This is a genomic window from Micromonospora sp. NPDC018662, assembly GCF_044391475.1.
GTDB lineage: Bacteria > Actinomycetota > Actinomycetes > Mycobacteriales > Micromonosporaceae > Micromonospora.
In genome coordinates this window covers 1-23,751 of record NZ_JBISAC010000023.1, presented here as the reverse complement: position 1 = coordinate 23,751, position 23,751 = coordinate 1, and the positions used below count along the sequence as shown (strand labels likewise).

The window sequence follows — 23,751 nt, the reverse complement described above, 5'->3', positions numbered from 1 at the left end:
CGGTCGCGGCCTGGCCACCGAGGCGGCCGGGGCGCTGCTGGACTGGGGGTTCGGCACGTTCGGGCTGCACCGGGTGACGGCCCGGTGCCACGCCGACAACGAGCCGTCGGCCCGCCTGCTCACCCGGCTGGGCCTGCGCCGGGAGGCCCGGCACGTGCGCAGCTACCGGTTCCGCGGCGAGTGGGCCGACCAGCTCGTCTTCGCCGTCCTCGCCGACGAGTGGCGGGCCGGCACGGGCTGAGTCGCGCGGGTCAGCCGGCGGTGACCGGGTCACCGACCCGGATCTCGCCGGTGGTGACCGGGATCAGCCGGATGCCGAACCACGTCTTCCCGTCCTGCCGCCGGTGCCGCGCCAGCGTACGGATCGGCTCCTTGCCGCTGGTGAGCGTCACCGGGTCGATCAGCGTGAGCGAGCAGCGGTCGCAGCGTTCGGCGACCCGGAAGTCGACCGCGCCGATGCGCACCCGGGTCCAGCCGTCCTCGGCGAACGGCGCGACCGGGCCGTCGAGCACCACTGTGGGCCGGAACCGGGCCATCGGCAGCGGGTCCGGCGCCGGCTCGCCCCGCTCGCGCGCGCCCTCGGCGATCCAGTCCCGCAGCCGGCGCAGCGACGGCAGCGTGGCGGCCAGCAGCGGGCCGGCGTCGGCGAGGTTCAGCGGGTCGCCGGGGCGGCCGCCGTGCGCGGCCGACACCGGCCGGCGACGCGGGTCGTCCAGCCAGCCCAGCCGCACCGGGCGACCCAGGCGGTCGGTGAGCCAGTCGTGCGCCTCGGCGGCGGCGAGGCGCACCGAGTCCAGCCGGGACAGCGTGGTGGCGGCCGGCGGCCCGGCCATCGGTTCGGCGACGACCAGCGACCCGCCGTCGCGGTCGGTGAGCGTGAGTGACCCGTCGCCGGGCACGGCGGTGAGGCCGAGCATCCGGGGCGTGGTGCGGGCGGTGAGCACCGCGCCGTCCGGTTGCAGCAGCACCCAGCGCCGGTCGTGGCGCAACCCCCACGGCTCGACAGTGGCCCGGTCGACGTCCACGCCGGCCAGCGACTTCACCGGGTGGACGTGCGTCGAGACGAGTCGCATCGCCTCAGCCGACCGTCGGGGTGGCCCGGTCGATGATCGCGGCCAGGTCGAGCCCGCCGGGCAGCGTGCCGTACGCCTGGCCGTGGTCGCCGTCCAGCCGGGACGCGCAGAACGCGTCGGCGACGGCCGGGTGGCCGTGGCGGACCAGCAGCGCGCCCTGGAGCACCAGCGCGAGCCGCTCGACCACCCGGCGGGCCCGCAGCTCCAGGTCGGTGTGGTCGGCCAGTTCGTCGCGCATCCGCCGGACCGCGGCGTCGAGACGGGCGTCCGCGCCGGTCGCGGCGGCCACCTCCGCCTCGTACGCGGCCAGCACCTGCGGCTCCCGGGTGAGCGCGCGCAGCACGTCCAGCGCGGCGACGTTGCCGGAGCCCTCCCAGATCGAGTTCAGCGGCGACTCGCGGAACAGCCGCGGCATGCCGGACTCCTCGACGTAGCCGTTGCCGCCCAGGCACTCGAGGGCCTCGGCGGCGTGCCCCGGCCAGCGCTTGCAGACCCAGTACTTGCCGACCGCGAGGGCCAGGCGCTTGAACGCGGTCTCGCCGGCGTCGCCGCGCGCCGACCGGTCGGTGGCGCCGGCCAACCGCGTCATCAGCACGGTGGCGGCCTCGGACTCCACCGCCAGGTCGGCCAGCACGTTGCGCATCAGCGGCTGGTCGGCCAGGTAGCGGCCGAACGCCGTCCGGTGGGTGGCGTGGTGCACGGCGGTGGTCACGCCCTGACGCATGCCGGCCGCCGCCCCGATCACGCAGTCCAGCCGGGTCAGGTTGACCATGTCGAGGATGGTGCGTACGCCGCGTCCCTCGTCGCCGACGCGCCACGCCACCGCGTGCTCGTACTCGATCTCGGCGGAGGCGTTGGAGCGGTTGCCGAGCTTGTCCTTCAGCCGCATCAGCCGCATCGGGTTGCGACCGCCGTCGGGCAGCACGCGGGGGACCAGGAAGCAGGTGAGGCCGCCCGGCGCCTGGGCGAGGGTGAGGAACAGGTCGCACATCGGCGCGGAGGTGAACCACTTGTGCCCGAGCAGCCGGTAGCTGCCGTCCGGCTCGGGCCGGGCGGTGGTGGTGTTGGCGCGCACGTCCGAGCCGCCCTGCTTCTCGGTCATCGACATGCCGGCCAGCAGGCCGCGCTTGCCCAGCGGGGGGCGCAGCCCGAAGTCGTACGCGGTGCTGGCGAGCAGCGGTTCGTAGCGCGCGGCCAGCTCGGGGCTGTGCCGCAGCGCCGGCACCGCCGCGTAGGTCATCGAGATCGGGCAGCCGTGCCCGGCGTCGGGCCGCCAGACGTAGAAGCCGGCGGCGCGGGCCACGTGCGCGCCCGGCCGGTCGTCGGCCCACGGCGCGGCGTGCAGTCCGTGCCCGACCGCGGTGCGCATCAGCTCGTGCCAGGACGGGTGGAACTCCACCTCGTCGACGCGGTGGCCGAAGCGGTCGTGGGTGCGCAGCACCGGTGGGTGCTCGTTGGCCAGCCGGCCGTGCTCGGTGGCCGCCTCGCCGCCGGCCAGCCGGCCGAGGGCGTGCAGCCCGGCGGTGGCCCAGCCGGCGCCCTCCCGGGCCAGGCCGTCGAGCAGCGCCGGGTCGTCGGCGGTGTCGTGGCCGACCAGCGGAGGGACCTGGTTGACGACCTCGTGTGTGGTCACGGCGACGCTCCCAGCGGGCGGTGGCGGAGGGTGGATTGAACCACCGTTCAGTCCCGGCCGGCAACCGCGCGGCGATCAGTCAATTTGGCTCGATTCGTTTGACATCATCCCGCTCGGCGAGAAGACTCGCCGAAACTTTCTTTTGTTCGGAATGCGGCAGGGGGGCCAATGTCCAGGAACAAGCTCGGCGTGATCGGCGCGGCACTCACGCTCGCGGCCGGCGTCCTCTCCGGATGCACCGGCGGCGAGAGCGTCGACGTCGGCGACGGCGGCGGGAACGGCGGGGGCGCGGGGGGCGTCCTCAACGCCGCGATCGGCGGCGAACCGGACCAGCTCGACCCGCACAAGACGTCCGCCTACTACAGCTTCCAGGTGCTGGAGAACGTGTACGACACACTGGTCGAGCCGGACGCCGACCTGAAGATGGTGCCGTCGCTGGCCGCCAAGTGGACCACCAGCGCCGACCAGCTCACCTGGACGTTCACCCTGCGCGAGGGCGCGAAGTTCTCCGACGGGTCGCCGCTGACCTCGGAGGACGTCGTCTACTCCTACGAGCGGATCATCAAGCAGAAGCTGAACACCGCCTACAAGTTCGCCACCGTCAAGTCGGTGACCGGCCCCGACCCGGCCACCGTCGTGGTGACGCTGAGCGCGCCCACCCCCAACCTGCTGGCCAACCTCGGCGGCTTCAAGGGCGTGGCGATCGTCGAGAAGTCCAACGTGGAGTCCGGCAAGGTGAAGACCGCGCCGGTCGGCAGCGGCCCGTTCAAGGTCGCCGGCTACACCTCGGGCGACAGCATCAAGCTGGTCCGCAACGACGCCTACTGGGGTGACAAGCCGAAGCTCGACGGCGTCACCTTCACGTTCGTCAAGGACCCCACCGTGGCGCTGCAGAACCTGCGCGGCGGCCAGGTCCAGTGGACCGACAACCTGCCGCCGCAGCAGGTGGCGTCGTTGCGGGACGGCGACGACCCGGTGGTGAGGTCGGCCCCGTCCACCGACTACTGGTACGTGGCGCTCAACGAGGCCCGCAAGCCGTTCGACAACCCCGAGGTCCGACGCGCGATCGGCTACGCGCTCGACCGGGAGGCGATCACCAAGGCGGCCAAGTTCGGCCTCGCCACGGTCAACCAGACCGCCATCCCGCGCAACAGCGCGTTCTACTACGACTACGCGCCCTACGCGCACGACCCGGCCAAGGCGAAGCAGATGCTCGGCCAGGCCGGCGTCGCCAACCTCAGCATGGACCTGATGGTCACCAGCGAATACCCGGAGACGGTCACCGCCGCCCAGGTCATCGCCGCGCAGCTCAAGGACGTCGGGATCACCGTGAAGATCCGTACGCTGGACTTCGCCCAGTGGCTCGACGAGCAGGCCAAGGGGAACTTCGACGGGTTCATGCTCGGCTGGCTGGGCAACGTCGACCCGGACGAGTTCTACTACGCCCAGCACCACAGCGGCGGCACGTTCAACTTCCACAAGTACGCCAACCCGGCCGTGGACAAGCTGCTCGACACCGCCCGGACCGAGACCGACCAGGCTGCCCGCAAGCAGGCGTACGACCAGGCGGCGAAGCAGATCGTCGACGACGCCAGCTACCTCTACCTCTACAACCCGGACGTGGTGCAGGGCTGGTCGAAGAAGGTCTCCGGCTACGACGTCCGCAGCGACCGGGCGATCCGGTTCCGCTCGGTCGCCCTCGGCAAGTGAGATGACCCGCTTCGTCCTGCGGCGGGTCCTCCAGTCGGCGATCGTGCTGCTCGGGGTGACCCTGGTGGTCTTCCTGCTGCTGCAACTGGTGCCGGGTGACCCGGTCCGGGTGGCGCTCGGCACCCGGTTCGACCCGGAGACCTACCAGGCGCTGCGGGAACGCGCCGGCCTCGACCAGCCGCTGCCCGTGCAGTACGCCAGCTACCTCGGTCACGCGCTCACCGGCGATCTCGGGGTCAGCTTCCGCACCGGTCAGCCGGTCAGCCGGATCGTGCTGGAGCGGCTGCCGGCGACGCTCTCGCTGGCGTTCACCGCTGTGGTGTTCGCCCTGCTGGTGGCGTTCCCGCTGGGCATCGTCGCGGCGGTGCGCAGCGGCTCGGCAGTCGACCACGCGGCGCGCGTGTTCAGCCAGTTCGGCGTCTCGGTGCCCGACTTCTGGATGGGCATCATGGGGATCATCCTCTTCGCCGGTGTGCTGGGCTGGCTGCCGCCGTCGGGCTACGTGGCGCTCACCGAGGACCCGGGCCGGTGGGCGTCGCACGTGGCGCTGCCGGCGGTCACCGTCGGCCTGGTCACCGCGTCGATCCTCACGAGGTTCATCCGCTCCTCGGTGCTGGAGGTGCTCTCCGCCGACTACGTGCGCACCGCGGAGGCGAAGGGGCTGCGCAGCCGGGTGGTGATCCTGCGGCACGTGCTGCGCAACGCGCTGATCCCGGTCGTCACCGTGGTCGCGGTGCAACTGGCCAGCCTGCTCGGCGGTGTGATCGTCATCGAGGTGCTGTTCGCCTGGCCGGGCATCGGTCGGCTCACGTTCGACGCGGTCCAGGCCCGTGACTATCCGGTCCTGCAGGGCGCCGTGCTGCTGGTGGCCGCGCTGTTCCTGCTGGTCAACCTGCTGGTGGACGTTCTCTACGCCCGCCTCGACCCGAGGATCACGGTCAAGTGAGCGGCGGAGGTGACAGCACCCGCCGCCGTGTGCTGGACGCGCTGCGCCGCGACCCGCTCGCCGTCGGCGGCACCATGGTCCTGCTGCTGCTGGTCGTGGTGGGCGTCGCCGGTCCCTGGCTGGCCCCGTCGGGCGTCAACGACGTCGACGTCGACGCGATGCTGCGGCCGCCCAGCGGCGCGCACCCGTTCGGCACCGACGAGCTGGGCCGGGACGTGCTCAGCCGGGTGCTGGTCGCGGCGCGCGTCTCGCTGGAGGTCGGCGTGGTCAGCGTCGGCATCGCGCTGGTCGCCGGTGTGACGCTCGGGCTGTTCGCCGGCTACTACCGGGGTTGGCTGGACAGCGTGCTGATGCGCTGCATGGACGTGCTGTTCGCGTTCCCGGTGCTGTTGCTGGCGGTGGCCATCGTGGCGGTGCTCGGCCCCGGCCTGCGCACCGCAATGGTCGCCATCGGTGTGGTCTACACGCCCATCTTCGCCCGGATCACCCGCGCCGGCGTCCTGGCCGTACGCGAGCAGGTGTTCGTCCGGGCGGCCGTCTCCATCGGCGCCTCCGACCTGCGCATCATGCGCCGGCACGTGCTGCCCAACATCGCCGCGCCGCTGATCGTGCAGACGTCGCTGTCGCTGGCGTTCGCGATCCTCTCCGAGGCGGCGCTCTCCTTCCTCGGCCTGGGCATCCAGCCGCCGGCGCCGGCCTGGGGGCGGATGCTCTTCGACGGGCGGGGCTTCGTCACCGACGCCTGGTGGCTGGGCGTGTTCCCGGGCGCGGCGATCTTCCTGACCGTGCTCGCCTTCAACCTGGTCGGCGACGCGCTGCGCGACGTGCTCGACCCGCGTCAGCTCACCCTCAGCGAAGCCCGCAGGAGCACTCCATGACCAGCGACGAGGCCGTGTTCTCCGTCGAGGACCTCACCGTCACCGTCGGCACCCGGCGCGGCCCGGCCCGCGCGGTGGCCGGCGTGTCCTGGCAGGTCCGCGCCGGCGAGACGTTCGCGCTGGTGGGTGAGTCCGGCAGCGGCAAGAGCATGACGCTGCTCGCGGCGACCGGCCTGGCGCCGCGCGCCGCCACGGTCACCGGCCGGGTCCGGCTGCTCGACACCGAGCTGAGCGCGTTGCCCGACGACCGCCGTCGCAGGCTGCGCGGCCGGCACGTCGGGTTCGTGTTCCAGGACCCGATGACCTCGCTCAACCCGGTGCTGCCGGTGGGCCGGCAGGTCACCGAGGCGGCCGAGGCGCATCTCGGGCTGACCCGCCGCGCCGCCCGGGCCCGGGCGGTGGAGCTGCTCGGCCTGGTGGGCATCCCGTCCGCGGCGCAGCGGGTGGACGCGTTCCCGCACCAGTTCTCCGGCGGCATGCGCCAGCGCGTGGTCATCGCCATGGCGTTGGCCTGCGAGCCGGCCCTGCTGATCGCCGACGAGCCGACCACCGCGCTGGACGTCACCACCCAGGCGCAGATCGTCGAGCTGGTCGCCGACCTTCAGCACCGGCTCGGCACCGCGGTCGTCTGGGTCACCCACGACCTGGGCGTGGTCGCCGGCATCGCGGACACCGTCGCGGTGATGTACGGGGGGCGGATCGTCGAGCAGGGCCCGGTCGACGCGGTGTTCGACGCGCCGACGCACCCGTACACGCGGGCGCTGCTCGCGGCGCGGCCGGACCCGGCCCGTCGGGGCGAGGACCTGGTGGCGATCCCGGGTGCCCCGCCGAGCCCGCTCGACCTGCCGCCCGGCTGCGCGTTCTGGCCGCGCTGCCCGGTGCGCGCCGACCCCCGGTGCGAGCACGAGCTGCCCCCGCTGACACCGGTCGGCGACGGGCACACCGTCCGCACCTTCTACCCGGGAGGGACGCCATGACAGCGGCGGACGTGGTCGCCGAACTGGACGACCTGGCGGTGCACTTCCCGACCCCGGCCGGTGTGGTCCGCGCCGTGGACGGCGTCACGCTGGCCGTACGCCGGGGCGAGACGCTCGGCCTGGTCGGTGAGTCGGGCAGCGGCAAGTCCACCGCCGGTCTGGCGCTGATGCGGCTGGTCGACCCGACCGCCGGCCGGGTCCGGGTGGCCGGCGCGGACGTGACAGGGCTGTCCCGGCGTCGTCTGCGCGGGATGCGCCGGCACGTGGCCATGGTGTTCCAGGACCCGCAGGCGTCGCTGGACCCGCGTCGCACGGTCGGTGACAGCGTCGCCGAGCCGCTCGTGGTGCACCGGTTGGCGGGCTCCGCCGCCGCCCGCCGGGCCCGGGTGGCCGAGCTGCTGGACCTGGTCGGCCTGCGGCCGGAGACCGCCGACCGGCACCCGCACGAGCTGTCCGGCGGCCAGCGCCAGCGGGTGGGGGTGGCCCGCGCGTTGGCCGGCGAGCCGGACCTGATCGTGCTGGACGAGCCGATCGCCTCGCTGGACCTGAGCGTGCAGGCGCAGATCATGAACCTGCTCCGGCACCTGCAACGCGACCTCGGGCTGACCTACCTGTTCATCGCGCACGACCTGGCGGCCGTCGAGCACATGAGCGACCGGATCGCGGTGATGTACCTGGGCCGCATCGTGGAGACCGGCCCGCCGGAGCGGATCTACCGGCAGCCGGCGCACCCCTACACGGCGGCGCTGCTGTCGGCGGTGCCGGTGGCCGATCCCCGGGTGGAGCGGGACCGCCGGCGCATCGTGCTCTCCGGCGACATCCCCAGCCCGGTGGACCCGCCCAGCGGCTGCCGCTTCCGTACCCGCTGCCCGCAGGCCCGCCCCGCGTGTGCCGAGACCGATCCGGCGCTGGCCGAGGTCGGTCCCGGCCAGCACGCCGCCTGCCTGTTCCCGCTGGAGGGCGCGCGGCACCCCGCCGCCGGCGGGCCGGAGCGGGACGGCGGCGCGGCGTAGGCTCACCGGGCCGCCGTCGCACGCAGGAGCCGCCCGATGACGTTCACCACCCGGCCGACGCTGCGCGGCACGTTCGGCATGGTCTCCTCGACGCACTGGCTGGCCAGCCAGTCCGCGATGGGCGTGCTGGAGCGCGGCGGCAACGCGTTCGACGCCGCGGTCGCCGCGGGGTTCGTGCTGCACGTGGTCGAGCCGCACCTCAACGGCCCCGGCGGCGAGGTGCCCGCGATCCTGGCCACGGCCGGCGACCCCACGCCGCGGGTGCTCTGCGGCCAGGGCCCGGCCCCGGCCGGCGCCACCGTCGCGCACTTCCGCGCGCTCGGGCTGGACCTGGTGCCCGGCGCCGGCCCGCTCGCCGCCGTGGTGCCCGGCGCGGTGGACGCGTGGCTGCTCCTGCTGCGCGACCACGGCACCCGCACGCTCGACGAGGTGCTGGCACCGGCGATCGGCTACGCCGCCGCCGGCCATCCGCTGGTCGGCGCGGCCGGGCAGACCGTGGCCCGGGTCCGGTCGCTGTTCGCCGAGCACTGGCCGACCTCCGCGCGACTCTGGCTGCGCGACGGCCGGCCGCCCGCGCCGGGGGAGATGGTCACCAATCCGGCGTACGCGGAGACGCTGCGCCGGCTCGTCGAGGCCGGCCGGGGCGCCGGGGCGGACCGGGTGGCGCAGATCGAGGCGGCCCGGCGGGCCTGGCGGGAGGGGTTCGTCGCCGAGGCGGTCGAGGAGTTCAGCCGTCGCCCGTTCCGCGACTCCAGCGGTCGCCCGCACGCCGGCCTGGTCACCGGCGACGACCTGGCCGGCTGGTCCGCCAGCTGGGAGGAGCCGGTCACGCTCGACTGGCGTGGGCACACCGTGGCGAAGACCGGCTTCTGGGGCCAGGGCCCGGTGCTGTTGCAGACGCTGGCGACGCTCGACGCGCTCGACGACCCCCGGACGCTCGATCCGTCCACCGTGGACGGCATCCACGCCCAGGCCGAGGCGCTCAAGCTCGCCTTCGCCGACCGGGAGGCGTGGTACGGCGACACCGACGTGCCGGGCGCGGCGCTGCTGTCGTCGGCGTACGCCGGTGAGCGGGCCGCGCTGATCGGCGACCGCGCCGCGACCGAGCTGCGTCCGGGCCGCCCGGCGGGCGCGTCGCCGCGGCTTCCGGCGCACCTGCGCGCGCATGCCGCCCACCGGGCCGGCCCGCCGGACCCGAGCACCGGCGAACCGACGGTACGCGCGGACGGGGTGACCCGCGGCGACACCTGCCACGTCGACGTGGTGGACCGGTGGGGCAACATCATCTCGGCCACCCCGAGCGGCGGCTGGCTGCAGAGTTCGCCGACCATCCCGGAGCTGGGCTTCCCGCTGGGCAGCCGGTTGCAGATGTGCTGGCTGGAGGAGGGGCTGGCGTCGTCGCTGCGGCCGGGCCGGCGTCCGCGTACCACGTTGAGCCCGACGCTGGTGCTCCGCGACGGCGAGCCGGTGCTGGCGTGCGGCACGCCCGGCGGCGACCAGCAGGACCAGTGGCAGTTGCTGTTCCTGCTGCGCCACCTCGCCGGCGGGCAGGAGTTGCAGGAGGCGATCGACGCGCCGGCCTGGCACACCACCAGCCTGCCGGCGTCGTTCTATCCGCGTGAGGTCGAGCCGGGCGTGCTGGTGGTGGAGGACCGCGTCGACCCGGACGTGCGGGAGGCGTTGGGCGTGAAGGGCCACACCGTCCGCCGCGCCGATCCGTGGAGCCTGGGCCGCCTGTGCGCCGTCGCCCGCGACCCGGCCACCGGGGTCCTGTCCGCCGCCGCCAACCCCCGAGGCGCCCAGAACTACGCCACCGGCCGCTGACCCACCCGTCCCCGCCCTCCCTCGCTGCACAGATCTTGCAGGTTCGGCCCCGACATCGCGGACAAACCGGGCTTCCGCCGGGCCGCAACTGCAAGATCGCGGGGGAGAGGGGGCGGGGGCGGGTTGGGGTCAGCCGTCGATCCGGGTGATGTTGCGGATCTTGTTGGCGGCGTCCAGCGCCGCCACCTTGTACGCCTCGGCCAGCGTCGGATAGTTGAACACCGCGTCGAGCAGGTAGTCGACAGTGCCGCCGCAACCCATCACGGCCTGCCCGATGTGGACGATCTCGGTGGCGCCGGTGCCGAACACGTGCACGCCGAGCAGCCGACCGTCGTCCGGTGAGACGAGCAGCTTCAACATGCCGTACGGGTCGCCGACGATCTGCCCGCGGGCCAGTTCGCGGTAGCGGGCGATGCCCACCTCGAACGGGGTGGAGCTGTCGGTCAGCTCGTCCTCGGTCTTCCCGACGAAGCTGATCTCCGGGATGGTGTAGATGCCGATCGGCTGCAGTTCCGGCATCGCGCGGGCCGGTTCCCCGCAGGCGTGCTGCGCGGCCAGGCGGCCCTGTTCCATCGAGGTGGAGGCGAGCGCCGGGAAGCCGATGACGTCGCCGACGGCGTAGATGTTCTCGACAGCGGTGCGGTAGTCGGCGTCGACCTGGATCCGGCCGCGGTGGTCGGCGGTGAGACCGGCCGCCTCCAGCGCGAGTTCGTCGGTCTGCCCCTGGCGGCCGGCGGAGTACATCACCGTGTCGGCGACGATCTTCTTGCCGCTGCGCAGCACGCAGAGCGCGGCGGTGCGGTGCTTCTCCACCGACGCCACCTCCTCGCCGAAGCGGAAGGTGACCGACAGGTCCCGCAGGTGGTACTTCAACGACTCGACGATCTCCTCGTCGCAGAAGCCGAGCATCCGTTCGCGGCGCTCCACCACCGTCACCTTGGTGCCGAGCGCGGCGAACATCGACGCGTACTCCATGCCGATCACGCCGGCGCCGACCACGACCATGCTGCGCGGCACGGCCTGCAGGTTGATGACGCCGTCGGAGTCGACGATCGTCCGGTCGTCGAAGTCGACGCTGTCCGGGCGTGCCGGCCGGGTGCCGGCGGCGATGACCGCCTTGTCGAAGCTGACCCGGGTCTCCCGGCCGGAGCCGGCGTCGACCCAGACCGAGTGCGCGTCGGCGAACCGCCCGGTGCCGGTGATCATCGTGACCCGGTTGCGGGCCAGTTGGTCGCGGATCACGTCGGTCTGCCGGCCGATCACGTGCTGGGTACGGGCGGCCAGGTCGGCGACAGTGATGTCCTCCTTGACCCGGTAGCTGCTGCCGTAGAGGTCACGCTGGCTCAGCCCGGTCAGGTAGAGGACGGCTTCGCGCAGCGTCTTGGACGGTACGGTGCCGGTGTTGATGCACACCCCGCCGAGCATGTCGCGACGGTCGACGACGGCGACGCGGCGGCCCAGCTTGGCGGCGGCGATCGCCGCCTTCTGTCCACTTGGTCCGGAGCCCAGCACCAGGAGGTCGTAGTCATACACGCCCGACAGCCTGGCAGCATGTCCCGGCGGACGCCAGCGGAGGGGCCCCCAGAAGTGGATCATTCCCGTATGGTGCGCTGATGCGTCGCCGCGTACCGCTGATCCTGCTTCTCGCGCCGCTGCTCGCCGCCGGGTGCACCACCGACCCCGCCGCGCCGGCCGCCGACCCGTCCACTCCGCCGACCACGCCCGCTCCGAGCGTCCCCGCCGTCGACTACACCGCCTGGCAGGCGGGCCGTTCCACGCCGGTGGCCGACAAGGTCTATCCGGCGCGGGGCACCGACGCGCTGGACGTCCTGCACTACGACCTGGCGGTGGAGTGGGCGCCGTCGACCCGGACCCTCACCGGCGCCGCCACGTTGCGGATCCGCCCGGTCCGGGACGCGCCGAACCTCGCCCTCGACTTCATGCCCTACCAGCTCGACGGCGTGACGCTGGACGGCACGCCGGTCACCGCCGCGGTGGCCCGGGAGAAGCTCACGGTGACCGCACCGGTCGTCGCCGACAAGCCGGTGACGCTGGTGGTCAGATACCATGGCCGGCCGCGGACCACGCCGATGCCGTCGCACCGCAAGGACGTGGAGGACCTCGGCCTCACCGTCACCAAGGACGGCGGCCTCTGGACGATGCAGGAGCCGTTCGGGGCGTTCACCTGGTACCCGGCGAACGACCAGCCCGCCGACGAGGCGCTCTACGACATCCGGGTGACCGTCCCGGCGGGGTGGACCGCGATCGCCGGCGGCACCCCGGCCGGGCAGTCCGGCACCACGTTCAGCTACCGCAGCGTCGATCCGGTCGCGACGTACCTGACCACGCTCGCGGTCGGGAAGTACCAGAAGCTGACCGCCAAGGGGCCGCGCGGCGTGCCGCTGACCTACTGGTACCGCAAGGGCGCCGACGACGAGCTGGTGCCGTACCTGAAGAAGTCCCCGCAGTACCTGGCCTGGCTGGAGAAGAAGTTCGGCCCGTACCCGTTCCCCTCCGGCGGTGTGGTGGTGGTGGACTCGGCGTCGGGCATGGAGACCCAGCAGATGATCACGATGGGCGGGAAGATCGAGGACACCCGGGCCCGCCGGGACCGCTGGGGCAGCGACCTGCTGCACGAGTACGCCCACCAGTGGTTCGGCAACTCCGTCACGCCGACGAGCTGGACCGACCTGTGGCTGAACGAGGGCTGGGCGAAGTACGCCCAGGACCTGTACACCCAGGAGACGCTGAAGCTGAGCGCGGCGAGCCTGGACCGCTACCTGCGCGAGGGCGACGCGGTCCTGCGCAAGAAGCTGGGCCCGCCCGGCAAACCCGACCCGAAGCGGTTCGCCGAGGGCAACGTCTATCTCTGCCCGGCGGCGATGCTCCGCGAGATCCACCGGCAGGTGGGCGACAAGACGTTCTTCGCGCTGGCCCGCGCCTGGGTGCAGGACCAGCGCAACACCCAGCAGGACCGCGCGTCGTTCATCGCGTTCGTCAACGAGCGGACCGGCCGCGACTTCGCCAAGCTGGTCAACGCCTGGCTGGACTCGAAGACCACGCCGAAGCCGATCAAGGTCGCCTGACCGGGTACGAGGGCCCCGCGTGCCGGCGGGGCCCTCGGTGCCGGCTCAGCGGCCCTGGAGCGCCCGGACGTTGTCGCCGAACGTCCAGCCCTTCGACCCGTCCCAGTTGATCGACCAGGTCATCAGCCCCTTGAGGCCCGGGACGGAGTTCCATGCCTGGCTGACCAGCGACGGGCCCATGTAGCCACCGCCCGCGCCGGGCTGCGCCGGCAGGCCGGGGACCTGCTTGTCGTAGGGGACGCGGATGGTGACGCCCTGGACGGTGAGCCCGGTGTTCAGGCACTGCGTCTGCACGGTGAAGCCCTGCACCGTGCCGGCCGGGTACGAGTCACCGGCGCAGCCGTACATGGAGCCGTTGTAGTACTGCATGTTCAGCCACCAGAGCCGGCCGTTGTCGGCGTACTTCCTGACGATCGGCAGGTACGCGCCCCAGATCGAGCCGTAGGTGACGCTGCCGCCGGTGACGTACGCGGTCTCCGGCGCCATGGTGAGCCCGAAGCCGGCCGGCATCTGGGCCAGCACGCCGTCGATGATCCGGATCAGGTTGGCCTGCGAGGGCGAGAGCTGGTTGATGTTCCCGCTGCCGGTCAGCCCGGTCTCGATGTCGATGTCGATGCCGTCGAAGTTGTGCCGCTTGAGGATCGGCACCACGGTGGCGACGAACCGGTCGGCGACGGCGGCGGAGCTGAGGTCGATGCCGGCGGCGGCGCCGCCGATGGAGAGCAGCACGGTCAGGCCGGCGGCCTTGGCCTGGCAGACCTGCGCCGGGGTGGGTACCCGGACGCCGGCGTCCATGCCGTCCTCCCAGAGCACGGTGCCGTCGGCGCGGATGACCGGGAACGCGGCGGTGACCACGTTGTAGCCGTGGCCGGTGATCCGGCCGTCGGTGATCGGGATCCAGCCGAGCCCGGGGTGCACGCCGTTGGCCGCGCCGTCCCAGTTCTCCCAGTAGCCCTGGAGCACCTTGCCGGCCGGCCGGGGCTTCGGCGCGCAGGTGTCACCGCCCGGCGTGGCCGTCGCGGTCGGGGTGGGCGTCGCGGTCGGCGTCGGCGTCGGCGTGCGGGTGGGGGAGGGAGTCGGCGTCGGGGTGGGCGAGGGCGGCCGGGTGGTCGGGCTGGGTGAGGGTGTGCCGCCGGTGCAGGCGCCGAGGTCGGTCCAGAGCGCCGGTACGGCGGCCGGCGTCCAGCCCGCGCCGACCGGCGGGGTGTGGGTGACCAGCGCCTGGTAGAGCCGGCCGGCGTAAGCGGCCCGGCTGCCGGCGGTCCAGGTGACGCCCTCGGCCCAGGCCGGCGCGTCGCAGGCCACCAGCGCGGTCGGGTTCCCGGCGGCGGCGAGACCGCCGGTGGCGGGCAGGGCCACGGTGGCGGTGAGCAGCGCGACGCCACCGAGCAGCGCTGTCATGGAACGTCCGAGTCGCATCTCATACCTCCTCGTCGATGCGCCGGAGGCTATCAGTTAACTTTGTTAAATGTAAATGCGCAGTAGTCTGTCAGCACTTCGTTCAGGACGTGAAATGCAGGAAGGACGGCGGCGGACGTGGACGCCAGACGCACCACGGTGCGCGACATGCGCCGGGCCAACCGGTCGGTCCTGCTCACCCGGATCTGGCTGGACGGCCCGCTCAGCCGGCACGAGCTGGGCCAGTCCACCGCGTTGAGCCTGGCCAGCGTGAGCAACCTGGTCGGCGAGATGATCGCCGAGGGGCTGGTCGAGGAGGCCGGCTCGGTCGAGTCCGACGGCGGTCGTCCCCGGGTGCTGCTGCGCGTCGCACCCGGCTACGGCTACCTGGTCGGCGCCGACGTGGGCGAGACCCGGGTGCAGGTCGAGCTGTTCGACCTGACCATGACCGCGTTGGCCAAGGCCGAGTACCCGATCGCCGCGGCCGAGCCCGACCCGGTGCGGGTCGCCGACCACCTGCGGCACGGCCTCGCCGCGGTGACCGAGCAGGCGGGTGTCGACCCGGCCACGGTGCTCGGGTTCGGCGTCGCCGTCTCCGGCACTGTCGAGCGGGCCGCCGACGCGGTGGTGCACGCGCAGACGCTCGGCTGGGACGGCGTCCCGCTCGGCGCGATGCTGCGCGCCGGCACCGACGTGCCGGTGCACATCGACAACGGCGCCAAGACGCTCGGCCAGGCCGAGATGTGGTTCGGCGCCGGCCGCGGCGTCCGGCACGCGGTGGTCGTCCTGGTCGGGTCCGGCGTGGGCGCCTGCGTGGTCGCCGACGGCGTCGGCTACCGCGGCGCGCACAGCAGCGCCGGCGAGTGGGGCCACACCACCATCGTGTACGGGGGCCGGCGCTGCCGCTGCGGCAACCTCGGCTGCCTCGAGGCGTACGTCGGGGCGGAGGGGGTGCTCGACCGGTTCCGGCGGGCCAACCGGGGCCGCCCGGCGCCCGGCGGGGACGAGGAGACCGCCTTCGGTGAGCTGCTGCGCGCCGGCAGCCGCACCGCCGCCTCGGTGATCGACGAGACGGTCGGCTACCTCGGCGCCGGCCTGGCCAACCTGGTGAACCTGTTCAACCCGGAGCGGGTGGTGCTGGGCGGCTGGGCCGGGCTGGCGCTGGGCGAGCGCCACCTGCCGGCGATCCGCGAGGCCACCGCGCGGCACGCGCTGCGCCAGCCGTACGCGCAGACCTCGGTCGAGCTGTGCCGGCTCGGACCGGACGCGGTCGCGATGGGCGCGGCCACCCTGCCGATGGCGCGGCTGCTGCGCGACGGCGGTGTGCCCCGCGAACCGGCGGCCCGGCCGGCCCCGGCACGGGGGCCGCGGGGCCGCTGACCGGCCGGGCGGCCGCCACCGCGACGGTGGCCGGGTCGGCGTCGCCCGCGCGGTGGCCGGGTCGGCGTCGTCGCCGGCCCGGCCACCCCGGGGAGTCAGGACGGCAGCGTCCACTTCTGGTTGGCGCCACCGGTGCAGCTCCACAGTTGCGTCTTCGTCCCGTTGGCGGACGTGTTGCCGGTGACGTCGAGGCACTTGTCCGCCTGTGGGTTCACCAGGTCCCGCCCGGCGGTCCAGGTCCACTGCTGGGCGGCGCTGCCGTTGCACGCCCACAGTTGCACCTTCGTGCCGTCGGCGGTTCCGCCGCCGGCCACGTCCAGGCACTTGCCGAGCGCGCGGAGCGTGCCGTCGGCGGCCCGGGTCCAGCGCTGGTTGACCGCCCCGGTGCAGCTCCAGATCTGCACCGGGGTGCCGTCGGCGCTGGCGTTGTCGGTGACGTCGAGGCACGCGCCGCCGATGCCGGTGACCGGTCCGGTCGGCGCGGTGCCGCCACCGGACGGGGTGCCGGACCAGGTGAACGTGGCGGTGGTGCGGGCCGGCAGCGAGTAGCTGAAGGACTGCCCGCCCCACACCACCCGGACCGACTGCGCGGACGTGCCGCCGTTGTGCACGAGCAGGGCCTTGGAGCCGTCCGGGTTGCGGTACGCCACGTTCGGCACGGTGCCGTTCGCGGTGGAGTCGACGCGGGTCGCGCCGGGCCGGACGAACTTCGTCAGGTGCCCGGTGGTGTAGTACTCGATGGTGTAGTCGACCTGGCCGGCCCGGGCGCCGCCCTCCTGCACGGTGATCAGGCCGGTGCAGGTGCCGCAGCCGCCGTTGTGCGGGCCCCCGTTCTGGTTGACGGCGAGGCTCCACTTCACCACGCTGCGGCTCCAGTTCCGGGCGTAGCTGACGATGTCGGCCATGTCCTCGTTGTGCTGGTTGGTGATCCAGGTCCCGCCGGAGTGCTCGGTGCTGAACTGCGGCACCGCCGGATACTGCGCGCGCACCTGGCTGCCCACCGCCGGGTCACCGAAGTAGCCGTGCCAGGCGATGCCGCCGAAGAGCGGGTCGGTCCGCACCGCGCTGTCGGCCAGCAGCCCGGAGCCGATGGTGCCGTAGTCGCCGTAGTTCCAGTCGTGCACCAGCACCCTGGTGGTGAGGCCGGCGGCCCGCAACGCCGGGTAGACGAAGTTCTTGGTCAGCTCGGCCAGGCCGGAGGCGTTCCAGCTCATGCCGGGGTAGTCCATCGCGGTGGGGTTGCCGGCCTGGCAGCAGTTCGGCTCGTTCTGCACCGACAGGTAGTCGACGGTCACACCGCGCGCCGCGTACGCCTGGATCGTCCGGACCAGATACTGCGCGTAGGTGGCGTAGTGCTCCCACTTCAGCCAGCCCATCTGGTCCATCCGGCCGTTGTCCTTCATCCAGCCGGGCGCGCTCCACGGCACCACCATCACCCGCAGCGCCGGGTTGAGCTGGCGGGCCTGCGCGGTGAGCAGCTCGACGTTCGTGTCGTAGCCGTTCACACCGAAGTCGTTCAGGTCGCAACAGGTGTCGTCGAGCGACACGTTGCCGGGACGGGACAGGTCGGACGCGCCGACCGGGTTACGCACGAACGACAGTCCGATCCCGTCGGTGGGGCTGAACAGCTTGCGCATCACCGCGTCCCGGGTGGCCGCGCTGACTCCGCCGCCGCGCAGCAGGTACGCGGTGGTGTCGGTGACGGACGCGCCGGCGCCCTCGAACGGCTGGTACCGGGTGTTCTCGTCGACGGTGATGGTGTGGGTGGCGCCGGGGCTGGTGGCGGCGAAGGTGAGCGGGCTCTGCTGCTGCAACCCGCGGGTGACGGTCCGGCCGCCGCTGTCGGAGGTGGTGGTGAGCCAGACGTCGACGCGTTCGCCGGCGGCGTGGGCCGCGGTGGTGGGGGCGAGGGCGCCGGCGGCGAGGCTGAGCGTCAGGGCGACGCGGCCGGCGAGGCGGGCAACGGTGGTGGGGGACACGGGTGCTCCTCTCGGATGAATCGACATCCGCAAATGAGCGAACCGTTGTTCCGGGCTTATGTCAAGTAATGAAAAAACGGGGCGGCCACCCGCGTGGCCGCCCCGGAAGATCGGGTCAACGCCTCCCGCGCGCCCGCCGGACGGTGTCGCGGTACCACAGCGCGCTGCGCTTCGGGGTGCGGCGCTGGGTGTCGTAGTCCACCCGGACGATGCCGAACCGCTTGTCGTAGCCGTACGCCCACTCGAAGTTGTCCAGCAGCGACCAGGCGAAGTAGCCCCGCACGTCCGCGCCCGCGTGCCGGGCCCGGGCCACCGCCCGCAGGTGCTCGGTCAGGTAGGCGACCCGGTCGTCGTCGGCCACGAACCCCGCCGCGTCCGGCTCGTCGTCGAACGCCGCGCCGTTCTCGGTGATCACCATCGGCACACCCGGGTAGTCGCGGTGCAGCCGCACCAGCAGGTCGGTGAACGACTCCGGCACGATCTCCCAGTCCATCGCGGTGCGCGGCAGGTCGCGGCGGACCACCCGGCGCACCGGCCGGCCGTCGTCGTCGCGCTCCCGGCCCTGCTCGTCCACCCCGGAGTGCAGCTGCCCGAAGTAGTAGTTCACGCCCAGCACGTCGATCGGGGCGGCGATGACGTCCAGATCGCCGTCCTCGACCGGGATCCGCACCCCCTCCGCGGCCAGGTCGTCGATCACGTCCTGCGGGTACGCGCCGCGCAGCACCGGGTCCAGGTAGAGCCGGTTGCCCAACCCGTCCGCGGCCCGCGCCGCGTCCCGGTCCGCCGCGCTGTCGGTGGCCGGGTCGGCGGTGGACAGGTTCACGGTCAGGCCCAGCTCGATCGGCGTCTGCGCCGCCGCGCGCAGCCGCTGGGCGGCCAGCCCATGCCCGAGCAGCAGGTGGTGCGCGGCGGCGATGCCGTCGGCCAGGTTCCGCCGGCCCGGGGCGTGGTCGCCGTACGCGTACCCGAGCATGGCCGAGCACCACGGCTCGTTCAGCGTGGTCCAGGTGCGCACCCGGTCGCCGAGCGCCGCGAAGACCAGCTCCGCGTAGTCCGCGAACCGGTACGCGGTGTCCCGGTTCGGCCAGCCGCCGGCGTCCTCCAGCTCCTGCGGCAGGTCCCAGTGGTAGAGCGTCACCCACGGGTCGACGCCCCGGCCGAGCAGCTCGTCCACCAGCCGGTCGTAGAAGCCCAGCCCGGCCGCGTTGGCGGGCCCGCGGCCACCCGGCTGCACCCGGGGCCAGGCCACCGAGAACCGGTAGGTGTCCAGTCCCAGGTCGGCGATGAGCGCCACGTCCTGCGGCATCCGGTGGTAGTGGTCGCAGGCCACGTCGCCGTGGTCGCCGTTGGCCACTGCCCCCGGGACCCGGCAGAAGGTGTCCCAGATCGACGGCGTGCGGCCGTCCTCGGCCACCGCGCCCTCGATCTGGTACGACGACGTCGCCACCCCCCACCGGAAGCTCGGCGGCAGCGTGTCGATCGGGTCGGCCTGATCGACGCTCGGGCGGTTGAGGTCGGTGTCCATGGTTCTCCTCGCGGTAGCGGTGGGCTCGGACTTCTCAGCGGGGCAGGGGGGCGACGGCCGGGTGCAGCCAGCACGCGACGGCCCGCGTCGGGTCGTCGACGCCCGGCGGGCCCAGCACCGGCACCCGCTCGTCGCACGGCTCGAACGCCTTCGGGCAGCGCGGGTGGAACGCACAGCCGGAAGGCATGGCACGCAGGTCCGGCGGGGAGCCGGGAATGCCGGTCAGCTCCCGGCGCGGTCCGTGCAGCGCCGGGAACGAGTGCAGCAACCCCTCGGTGTACGGGTGCCGCGGCTCGGTGTACAGCCGGGCGGCGGGCGCCTCCTCGACGATCCGGCCGCCGTACATGATGGCGATCCGGTCGGAGAACTCCACCAGCAGCGACAGGTCGTGGGTGATGAACAGCACCGCGAAGCCGAGCCGCTCGCGCAGCTCGGTGAGCTGGCCCAGGATCTGCCGCTGCATCACCACGTCCAGCGCGGTGGTCGGCTCGTCCATGATGACCAGTTGCGGTTCCAGCGCCAGCGCCATGGCGATCATGACGCGTTGCCGCATGCCGCCGGAGAGCTGGTGCGGGTAGCTGTCCAGCCGGTCGGCGGCGATGCCGACCAGGCGCAGCAGCTCCTGGGCGCGGGCCCGCCGGCTCGCCGGGGTGCTCGTCGGCTCATGCGCCTTGATCACGTCGAGCAGTTGGGTGGAGACCCGGTTCACCGGGTTGAGCGAGTTCATCGCGCCCTGGAACACGATCGACGTCTCGGCCCAGCGGAACTCGCGCAACCGGGCCGGGCTGAGCGTCAGCACGTCCACCGGCGGGCCGTCGGTCGGGTGGTAGATCACCTGACCGCCGCTGACCACGCCGGGCGGCGGCAGCAGCCGGGTCAGCCCGTACGCCAGGGTGGACTTGCCGCTGCCGCTCTCCCCGGCCAGGCCGAGCACCTCGCCGCGGTGCAACGTCAGGTCCACGTCGCGGACCGCCCGTACCGCCTCCGTGCCGACGCCGTAGTCGACGCACAGCCCGCGGATCTCCAGCACCTTGCCGGTCATGAGTTGGCGTCCTCTCGGATGTTCTCCGCCTTCTGCATCGGGACGGGGGCCGCCGCCGGGGCCAGCACCGGGGTGAACCCCACGCGCATCCGGACCGTGCGGCCGTCCGTGGTGCGGATCCGGGTCCGGCCGCCGGTGCGCAGCCGGGGGCTGACGAACTCGTCGATGCCGAAGTTGATCAGCGCGAGCGCGGTGCCGAGCAGCGCGATGGCCAGCCCGGCCGGCACGAACCACCACCACGCGCCCTGCGCGAGCGCCTGCTGGCCCTGCGCCCAGAACAGGATGGTGCCCCAGTTCCAGGAGCTGACCGACGAGATGCCGATGAACGCCAGGGTGATCTCGGACATCACCGCGAAGATCACGGTGCCGACGAAGCCGGAGGCGATGATCGCGGTCAGGTTGGGCAGGATCTCGAAGCCGATGATCCGCCAGGTCCGCTCGCCGTTGGCCCGGGCGGCCTCGATGTAGTCGCGGCGGCGCAACGACAGCGTCTGGGCCCGCAGCACCCGGGCGCCCCACGCCCACGACGTCAGCCCGATGATCAGCGCGACCAGTGGGTCGCCGGCGCGGTCCACCAGCGACGTCACGATGATGATCAACGGCAGCGCGGGGATCACCAGGAACACGTTGGACAGCGCGGACAGGCCCTCGTCGGCCGCGCCGCCCAGGTAGCCGGCGGTGACGCCGATCAGGATGGACAGGACGGTGGCCAGCACGCCGGCGATCAGGCCCACCACCATCACGCTGCGCGTGCCGACCAGGATCTGGCTGAAGATGTCCTGCCCGAGGTGGGTGGTGCCGAACCAGTGCCGGGTCGACGGCGCCTGGAGCACGTCGGCGCCGCGCGCGTCCGGGTCGTACGGCGCGATCCACGGCCCGATGACCGCCAGCAGCGCGTACCCGCCGAGGAGGACCAGGCCGGTAGCGGCCTTGGCGTTGGCCACGAAGCGGAACCGGCGCCGGCGGGCCCGGGCCGACGGCTGCGCCATCGCCCCCTGGCCGGGGATGACCTGTTCGATGCTCGACGGGGAGATTGTCATCGCTCAGCTCTTTCGGGTCCGCGGGTCGAGGAGCAGGTACGCGACGTCGGCGAGCAGGTTCGCCACCAGCACCGAGATCGTGATGATCAGGAAGATGCCCTGCATGAGCGGGTAGTCCTTGCTGCCGACCGCCTGGAAGAGCTGGAACCCCAGGCCAGGATAGGAGAAGACGATCTCCACCAGCAGCGTGCCGCCGACGATGAAGCCCAGCGACAACGCGAAGCCGGAGACGTTTGGCAGCAGCGCGTTGCGGGCGGCGTAGCTGAGCGCCACCCGGCGCTCGGAGAGCCCCTTCGCGTGCGCGACGGTGATGTAGTCCTCGCTGGCGACGGTGACCATCATGTTGCGCATGCTGAGGATCCAGCCGCTCATCGAGGAGACCAGGATGGTCGCCGCGGGCAGGATGCTGTGCTGGAGCGCGCTCGGGATGAAGTACGCGTCGAACGCCGGCACCAGCCCCGGCTCGTAGCCGCCGGAGGAGGGGAAGAAGCTGCCCGGGCCGGCGAACAACGCGATCGCCACCAGCCCCAGCCAGAAGTAGGGGATCGAGGAGAGGAACGTGGTGGCGGGCAGCAGCCCGTCGACCCAGGAGCCGCGTCGCCAGCCGGCGCCCACGCCCAGCGCGGTGCCGAGCAGGAAGCTGACCACCGTGGTGACGCCGACCAGGCCGACCGTCCACGGCAGGCTGTCGCCGATCACCTGCGACACCGGTGCCGGGAAGAACGTGAACGACAGGCCCAGGTCGCCGTGCAGGAGCTGACCCCAGTAGGCGACGTACTGCTCCCACAGGTTGCGGTCGGAGTCCAGCCCGAACAGCACCCGCAGCGACGCGATGGCGTCGGCGCTGATCCGGCCCTGGTTGCGGGAGATCAACGACTGCACCGGGTCGCCCGGCACGATGCGCGGGATGAAGAAGTTGAGTGTGATCGCCGCCCACGCGGTGAACAGGTAGAAGGCCATCCGTTGCAGCAGGAACCTCATCGGGCCGCCTCCTCGCGCGGGCCGGCGCCGGCGTGCTCGTCGGCGACGGTGGCCCTGTCGAACAGCCAGCACGCCGCCCAGTGCCCGGGCCGGTCGTCGATCGGGATCGGTGGCGGCAGGTCGGTGGCGCACCGGGGCATGGCGTGCGGGCAGCGCGGGTGGAACCGGCAGCCGGCCGGCGGGTGGATCAGGCTCGGCGGCTCACCGTGGTCCCGCTCGGCCGCCGCGGCGCCGCCGGTGCCCGGGCCGGTGATCCGCTCCGGGTCCGGCGCCGAGTCGATAAGCAACCGGGTGTACGGGTGGGCCGGTCGCTGGGTGACCGTCTCGCTGTCGCCGCCCTCGACCATCCGCCCGGCGTACATGACGATCGTCTCGTCGGCGAAGTAGCGGGCCGAGGCGATGTCGTGGGTGATGTAGAGGATGGCCAGGTTCAGCCGGTCCTTGAGGTCCTGGAGCAGGTTGAGCACGCCGAGGCGGATCGAGACGTCCAGCATGGAGACCGGCTCGTCGGCGAGCAGCACCTCCGGGTCCGCGCCGAGCGCCCGGGCGATGGCGACGCGTTGGCGCTGGCCGCCGGAGAGCTCGTGCGGGAACGCGTCGAGGTAGCGCTCGGGCGGGGTGAGACTGACCCGGGTGAGCAGGTCGGCCAGCGCCTTCTCCAGCCCCTCCGCGCCGTCGCCGGCGTTGCCGTGGATGCGCAGCGACCGGGTGAGGTGGTAGCGCACCGTGTGCACCGGGTTCAACGAGGCGAACGGGTCCTGCAGGATCAGTTGCACCCGGCGCACGTACGCCCGGAAGCGCCGGCCGCCGCGCACCCGGGTCGAGACGCCGTGCAGCCGGATGTCGCCGGCGGTGCGCGGGTGGAGCTGGGCCAGCAGTCGGGCCACCGTGGACTTGCCGGAGCCGGACTCGCCGACCAGCGCGGTCACCCGTCCGCGACGCAGCGCGATCGATACGTCGTCGACGGCGTGCACCACCGCCGAGGTGCGGGAGAGGAGGTCGCGCAGCCGCCGGCGGACCGGGAAGTGCTTGGTCAGGCCGACGGCCTCCAGCACTGTCCCGTCGGCCGGCGCCGGGGCGCTCTCGGTCGTCGTCATGCCGAATTCCTGTCTGAGGTTGCCGGGGCGAGGGGCGGGGGGGGGGGGCCCCCGCCCCCCCCCCCCCGCGGGGGGGCCCGCCCCGCCCCCCCCCGCGGGGGGGCGGCGGGGGGGCCCCCCCCCCCCCCCGGGGGCCCGCCCCCCGGCCCCCCCCCCCCCTGGGCCCCAG

General features: G+C 73.2%; 19 protein-coding genes. 9 read left to right on the top strand and 10 right to left on the bottom strand.

Annotated features, from left to right (window positions below):
• Positions 1-241: GNAT family N-acetyltransferase (locus tag ACH495_RS31685; RefSeq protein ID WP_396861392.1), on the top strand; the 241-nt coding region annotated here is incomplete at its 5' end.
• Positions 242-251: 10 nt separating this feature from the next.
• Here ACH495_RS31685 and ACH495_RS31680 read toward each other — a convergent pair.
• Both ACH495_RS31680 and ACH495_RS31675 read right to left on the bottom strand, forming a co-directional pair.
• Entirely contained in the window at positions 252-1,073 is an 822-nt protein-coding gene (locus ACH495_RS31680; RefSeq protein WP_396861391.1) for an MOSC domain-containing protein, read from the bottom strand.
• A 4-nt stretch (positions 1,074-1,077) separates the two neighbouring features.
• Positions 1,078-2,706, bottom strand: a complete 1,629-nt coding sequence (locus ACH495_RS31675) for an acyl-CoA dehydrogenase family protein (protein ID WP_396861390.1) — start codon at positions 2,704-2,706, stop codon at positions 1,078-1,080.
• A 168-nt stretch (positions 2,707-2,874) separates the two neighbouring features.
• On the opposite strand from ACH495_RS31675, the gene ACH495_RS31670 reads away from it, so the two are divergent.
• From ACH495_RS31670 to ACH495_RS31645, 6 genes are read left to right on the top strand one after another with little or no spacing between them, the layout of a single operon-like run.
• A complete protein-coding gene (locus ACH495_RS31670; protein ID WP_396861389.1) occupies positions 2,875-4,416 on the top strand; it encodes an ABC transporter substrate-binding protein in 1,542 nt (513 codons plus the stop codon).
• A 1-nt stretch (position 4,417) separates the two neighbouring features.
• Positions 4,418-5,362 (top strand): ABC transporter permease, encoded by a 945-nt coding sequence (locus ACH495_RS31665; RefSeq protein ID WP_396861388.1) that lies wholly within the window; start codon positions 4,418-4,420, stop codon positions 5,360-5,362.
• The gene (locus ACH495_RS31660) at positions 5,359-6,240 is read left to right on the top strand and encodes an ABC transporter permease (RefSeq protein ID WP_396861387.1); all 882 of its coding nucleotides are present in this window, start codon (positions 5,359-5,361) and stop codon (positions 6,238-6,240) included. The genes ACH495_RS31665 and ACH495_RS31660 overlap by 4 nt, the downstream gene beginning before the upstream one ends.
• Positions 6,237-7,217, top strand: a complete 981-nt coding sequence (locus ACH495_RS31655) for an ABC transporter ATP-binding protein (RefSeq protein ID WP_396861386.1) — start codon at positions 6,237-6,239, stop codon at positions 7,215-7,217. The genes ACH495_RS31660 and ACH495_RS31655 overlap by 4 nt, the downstream gene beginning before the upstream one ends.
• On the top strand, positions 7,214-8,230 hold the full coding sequence (locus ACH495_RS31650; RefSeq protein WP_396861385.1) for an ABC transporter ATP-binding protein: 1,017 nt from the start codon (positions 7,214-7,216) through the stop codon (positions 8,228-8,230). Before ACH495_RS31655 ends, ACH495_RS31650 begins: the two co-directional genes overlap by 4 nt.
• 36 nt (positions 8,231-8,266) lie before the next feature.
• On the top strand, positions 8,267-10,054 hold the full coding sequence (locus ACH495_RS31645; protein ID WP_396861384.1) for a gamma-glutamyltransferase family protein: 1,788 nt from the start codon (positions 8,267-8,269) through the stop codon (positions 10,052-10,054).
• A gap of 129 nt (positions 10,055-10,183) precedes the next feature.
• On the opposite strand, the gene sthA is transcribed toward ACH495_RS31645, so the two are convergent.
• Complete coding sequence (gene sthA, locus ACH495_RS31640; protein ID WP_396861383.1) at positions 10,184-11,587, bottom strand: Si-specific NAD(P)(+) transhydrogenase; 1,404 nt, start codon at positions 11,585-11,587, stop codon at positions 10,184-10,186.
• An 80-nt stretch (positions 11,588-11,667) separates the two neighbouring features.
• Between sthA and ACH495_RS31635 the strand changes: the two genes are divergently transcribed.
• On the top strand, positions 11,668-13,140 hold the full coding sequence (locus ACH495_RS31635) for a M1 family metallopeptidase (protein WP_396861382.1): 1,473 nt from the start codon (positions 11,668-11,670) through the stop codon (positions 13,138-13,140).
• 45 nt (positions 13,141-13,185) lie between these two features.
• Here the strand turns inward: ACH495_RS31635 and ACH495_RS31630 are convergent, their stop codons facing one another.
• The gene (locus ACH495_RS31630; RefSeq protein ID WP_396861381.1) at positions 13,186-14,559 is read right to left on the bottom strand and encodes a glycosyl hydrolase family 18 protein; all 1,374 of its coding nucleotides are present in this window, start codon (positions 14,557-14,559) and stop codon (positions 13,186-13,188) included.
• Between the two features lie 117 nt (positions 14,560-14,676).
• On the opposite strand from ACH495_RS31630, the gene ACH495_RS31625 reads away from it, so the two are divergent.
• A complete protein-coding gene (locus ACH495_RS31625; protein WP_396861380.1) occupies positions 14,677-15,918 on the top strand; it encodes an ROK family protein in 1,242 nt (413 codons plus the stop codon).
• Positions 15,919-16,013: 95 nt separating this feature from the next.
• Here ACH495_RS31625 and ACH495_RS31620 read toward each other — a convergent pair whose 3' ends face one another.
• The 6 genes from ACH495_RS31620 to ACH495_RS31595 form a co-directional block, all read right to left on the bottom strand.
• Positions 16,014-17,897: a ricin-type beta-trefoil lectin domain protein gene (locus ACH495_RS31620; RefSeq protein WP_396861379.1), complete on the bottom strand. Its 1,884-nt coding sequence runs from the start codon at positions 17,895-17,897 to the stop codon at positions 16,014-16,016.
• A gap of 115 nt (positions 17,898-18,012) precedes the next feature.
• A complete protein-coding gene (locus ACH495_RS31615) occupies positions 18,013-19,422 on the bottom strand; it encodes a GH1 family beta-glucosidase (RefSeq protein ID WP_396861378.1) in 1,410 nt (469 codons plus the stop codon).
• Positions 19,423-19,456: 34 nt separating this feature from the next.
• A complete protein-coding gene (locus tag ACH495_RS31610; protein WP_396861377.1) occupies positions 19,457-20,464 on the bottom strand; it encodes an ABC transporter ATP-binding protein in 1,008 nt (335 codons plus the stop codon).
• The gene (locus ACH495_RS31605; RefSeq protein WP_396861376.1) at positions 20,461-21,504 is read right to left on the bottom strand and encodes an ABC transporter permease; all 1,044 of its coding nucleotides are present in this window, start codon (positions 21,502-21,504) and stop codon (positions 20,461-20,463) included. Before ACH495_RS31605 ends, ACH495_RS31610 begins: the two co-directional genes overlap by 4 nt.
• Positions 21,505-21,507: 3 nt before the next feature.
• Complete coding sequence (locus ACH495_RS31600) at positions 21,508-22,485, bottom strand: ABC transporter permease (protein WP_396861375.1); 978 nt, start codon at positions 22,483-22,485, stop codon at positions 21,508-21,510.
• Positions 22,482-23,582: an ABC transporter ATP-binding protein gene (locus ACH495_RS31595; protein ID WP_396861374.1), complete on the bottom strand. Its 1,101-nt coding sequence runs from the start codon at positions 23,580-23,582 to the stop codon at positions 22,482-22,484. Before ACH495_RS31595 ends, ACH495_RS31600 begins: the two co-directional genes overlap by 4 nt.
• Between the last annotated feature and the right edge of the window lie 169 nt (positions 23,583-23,751).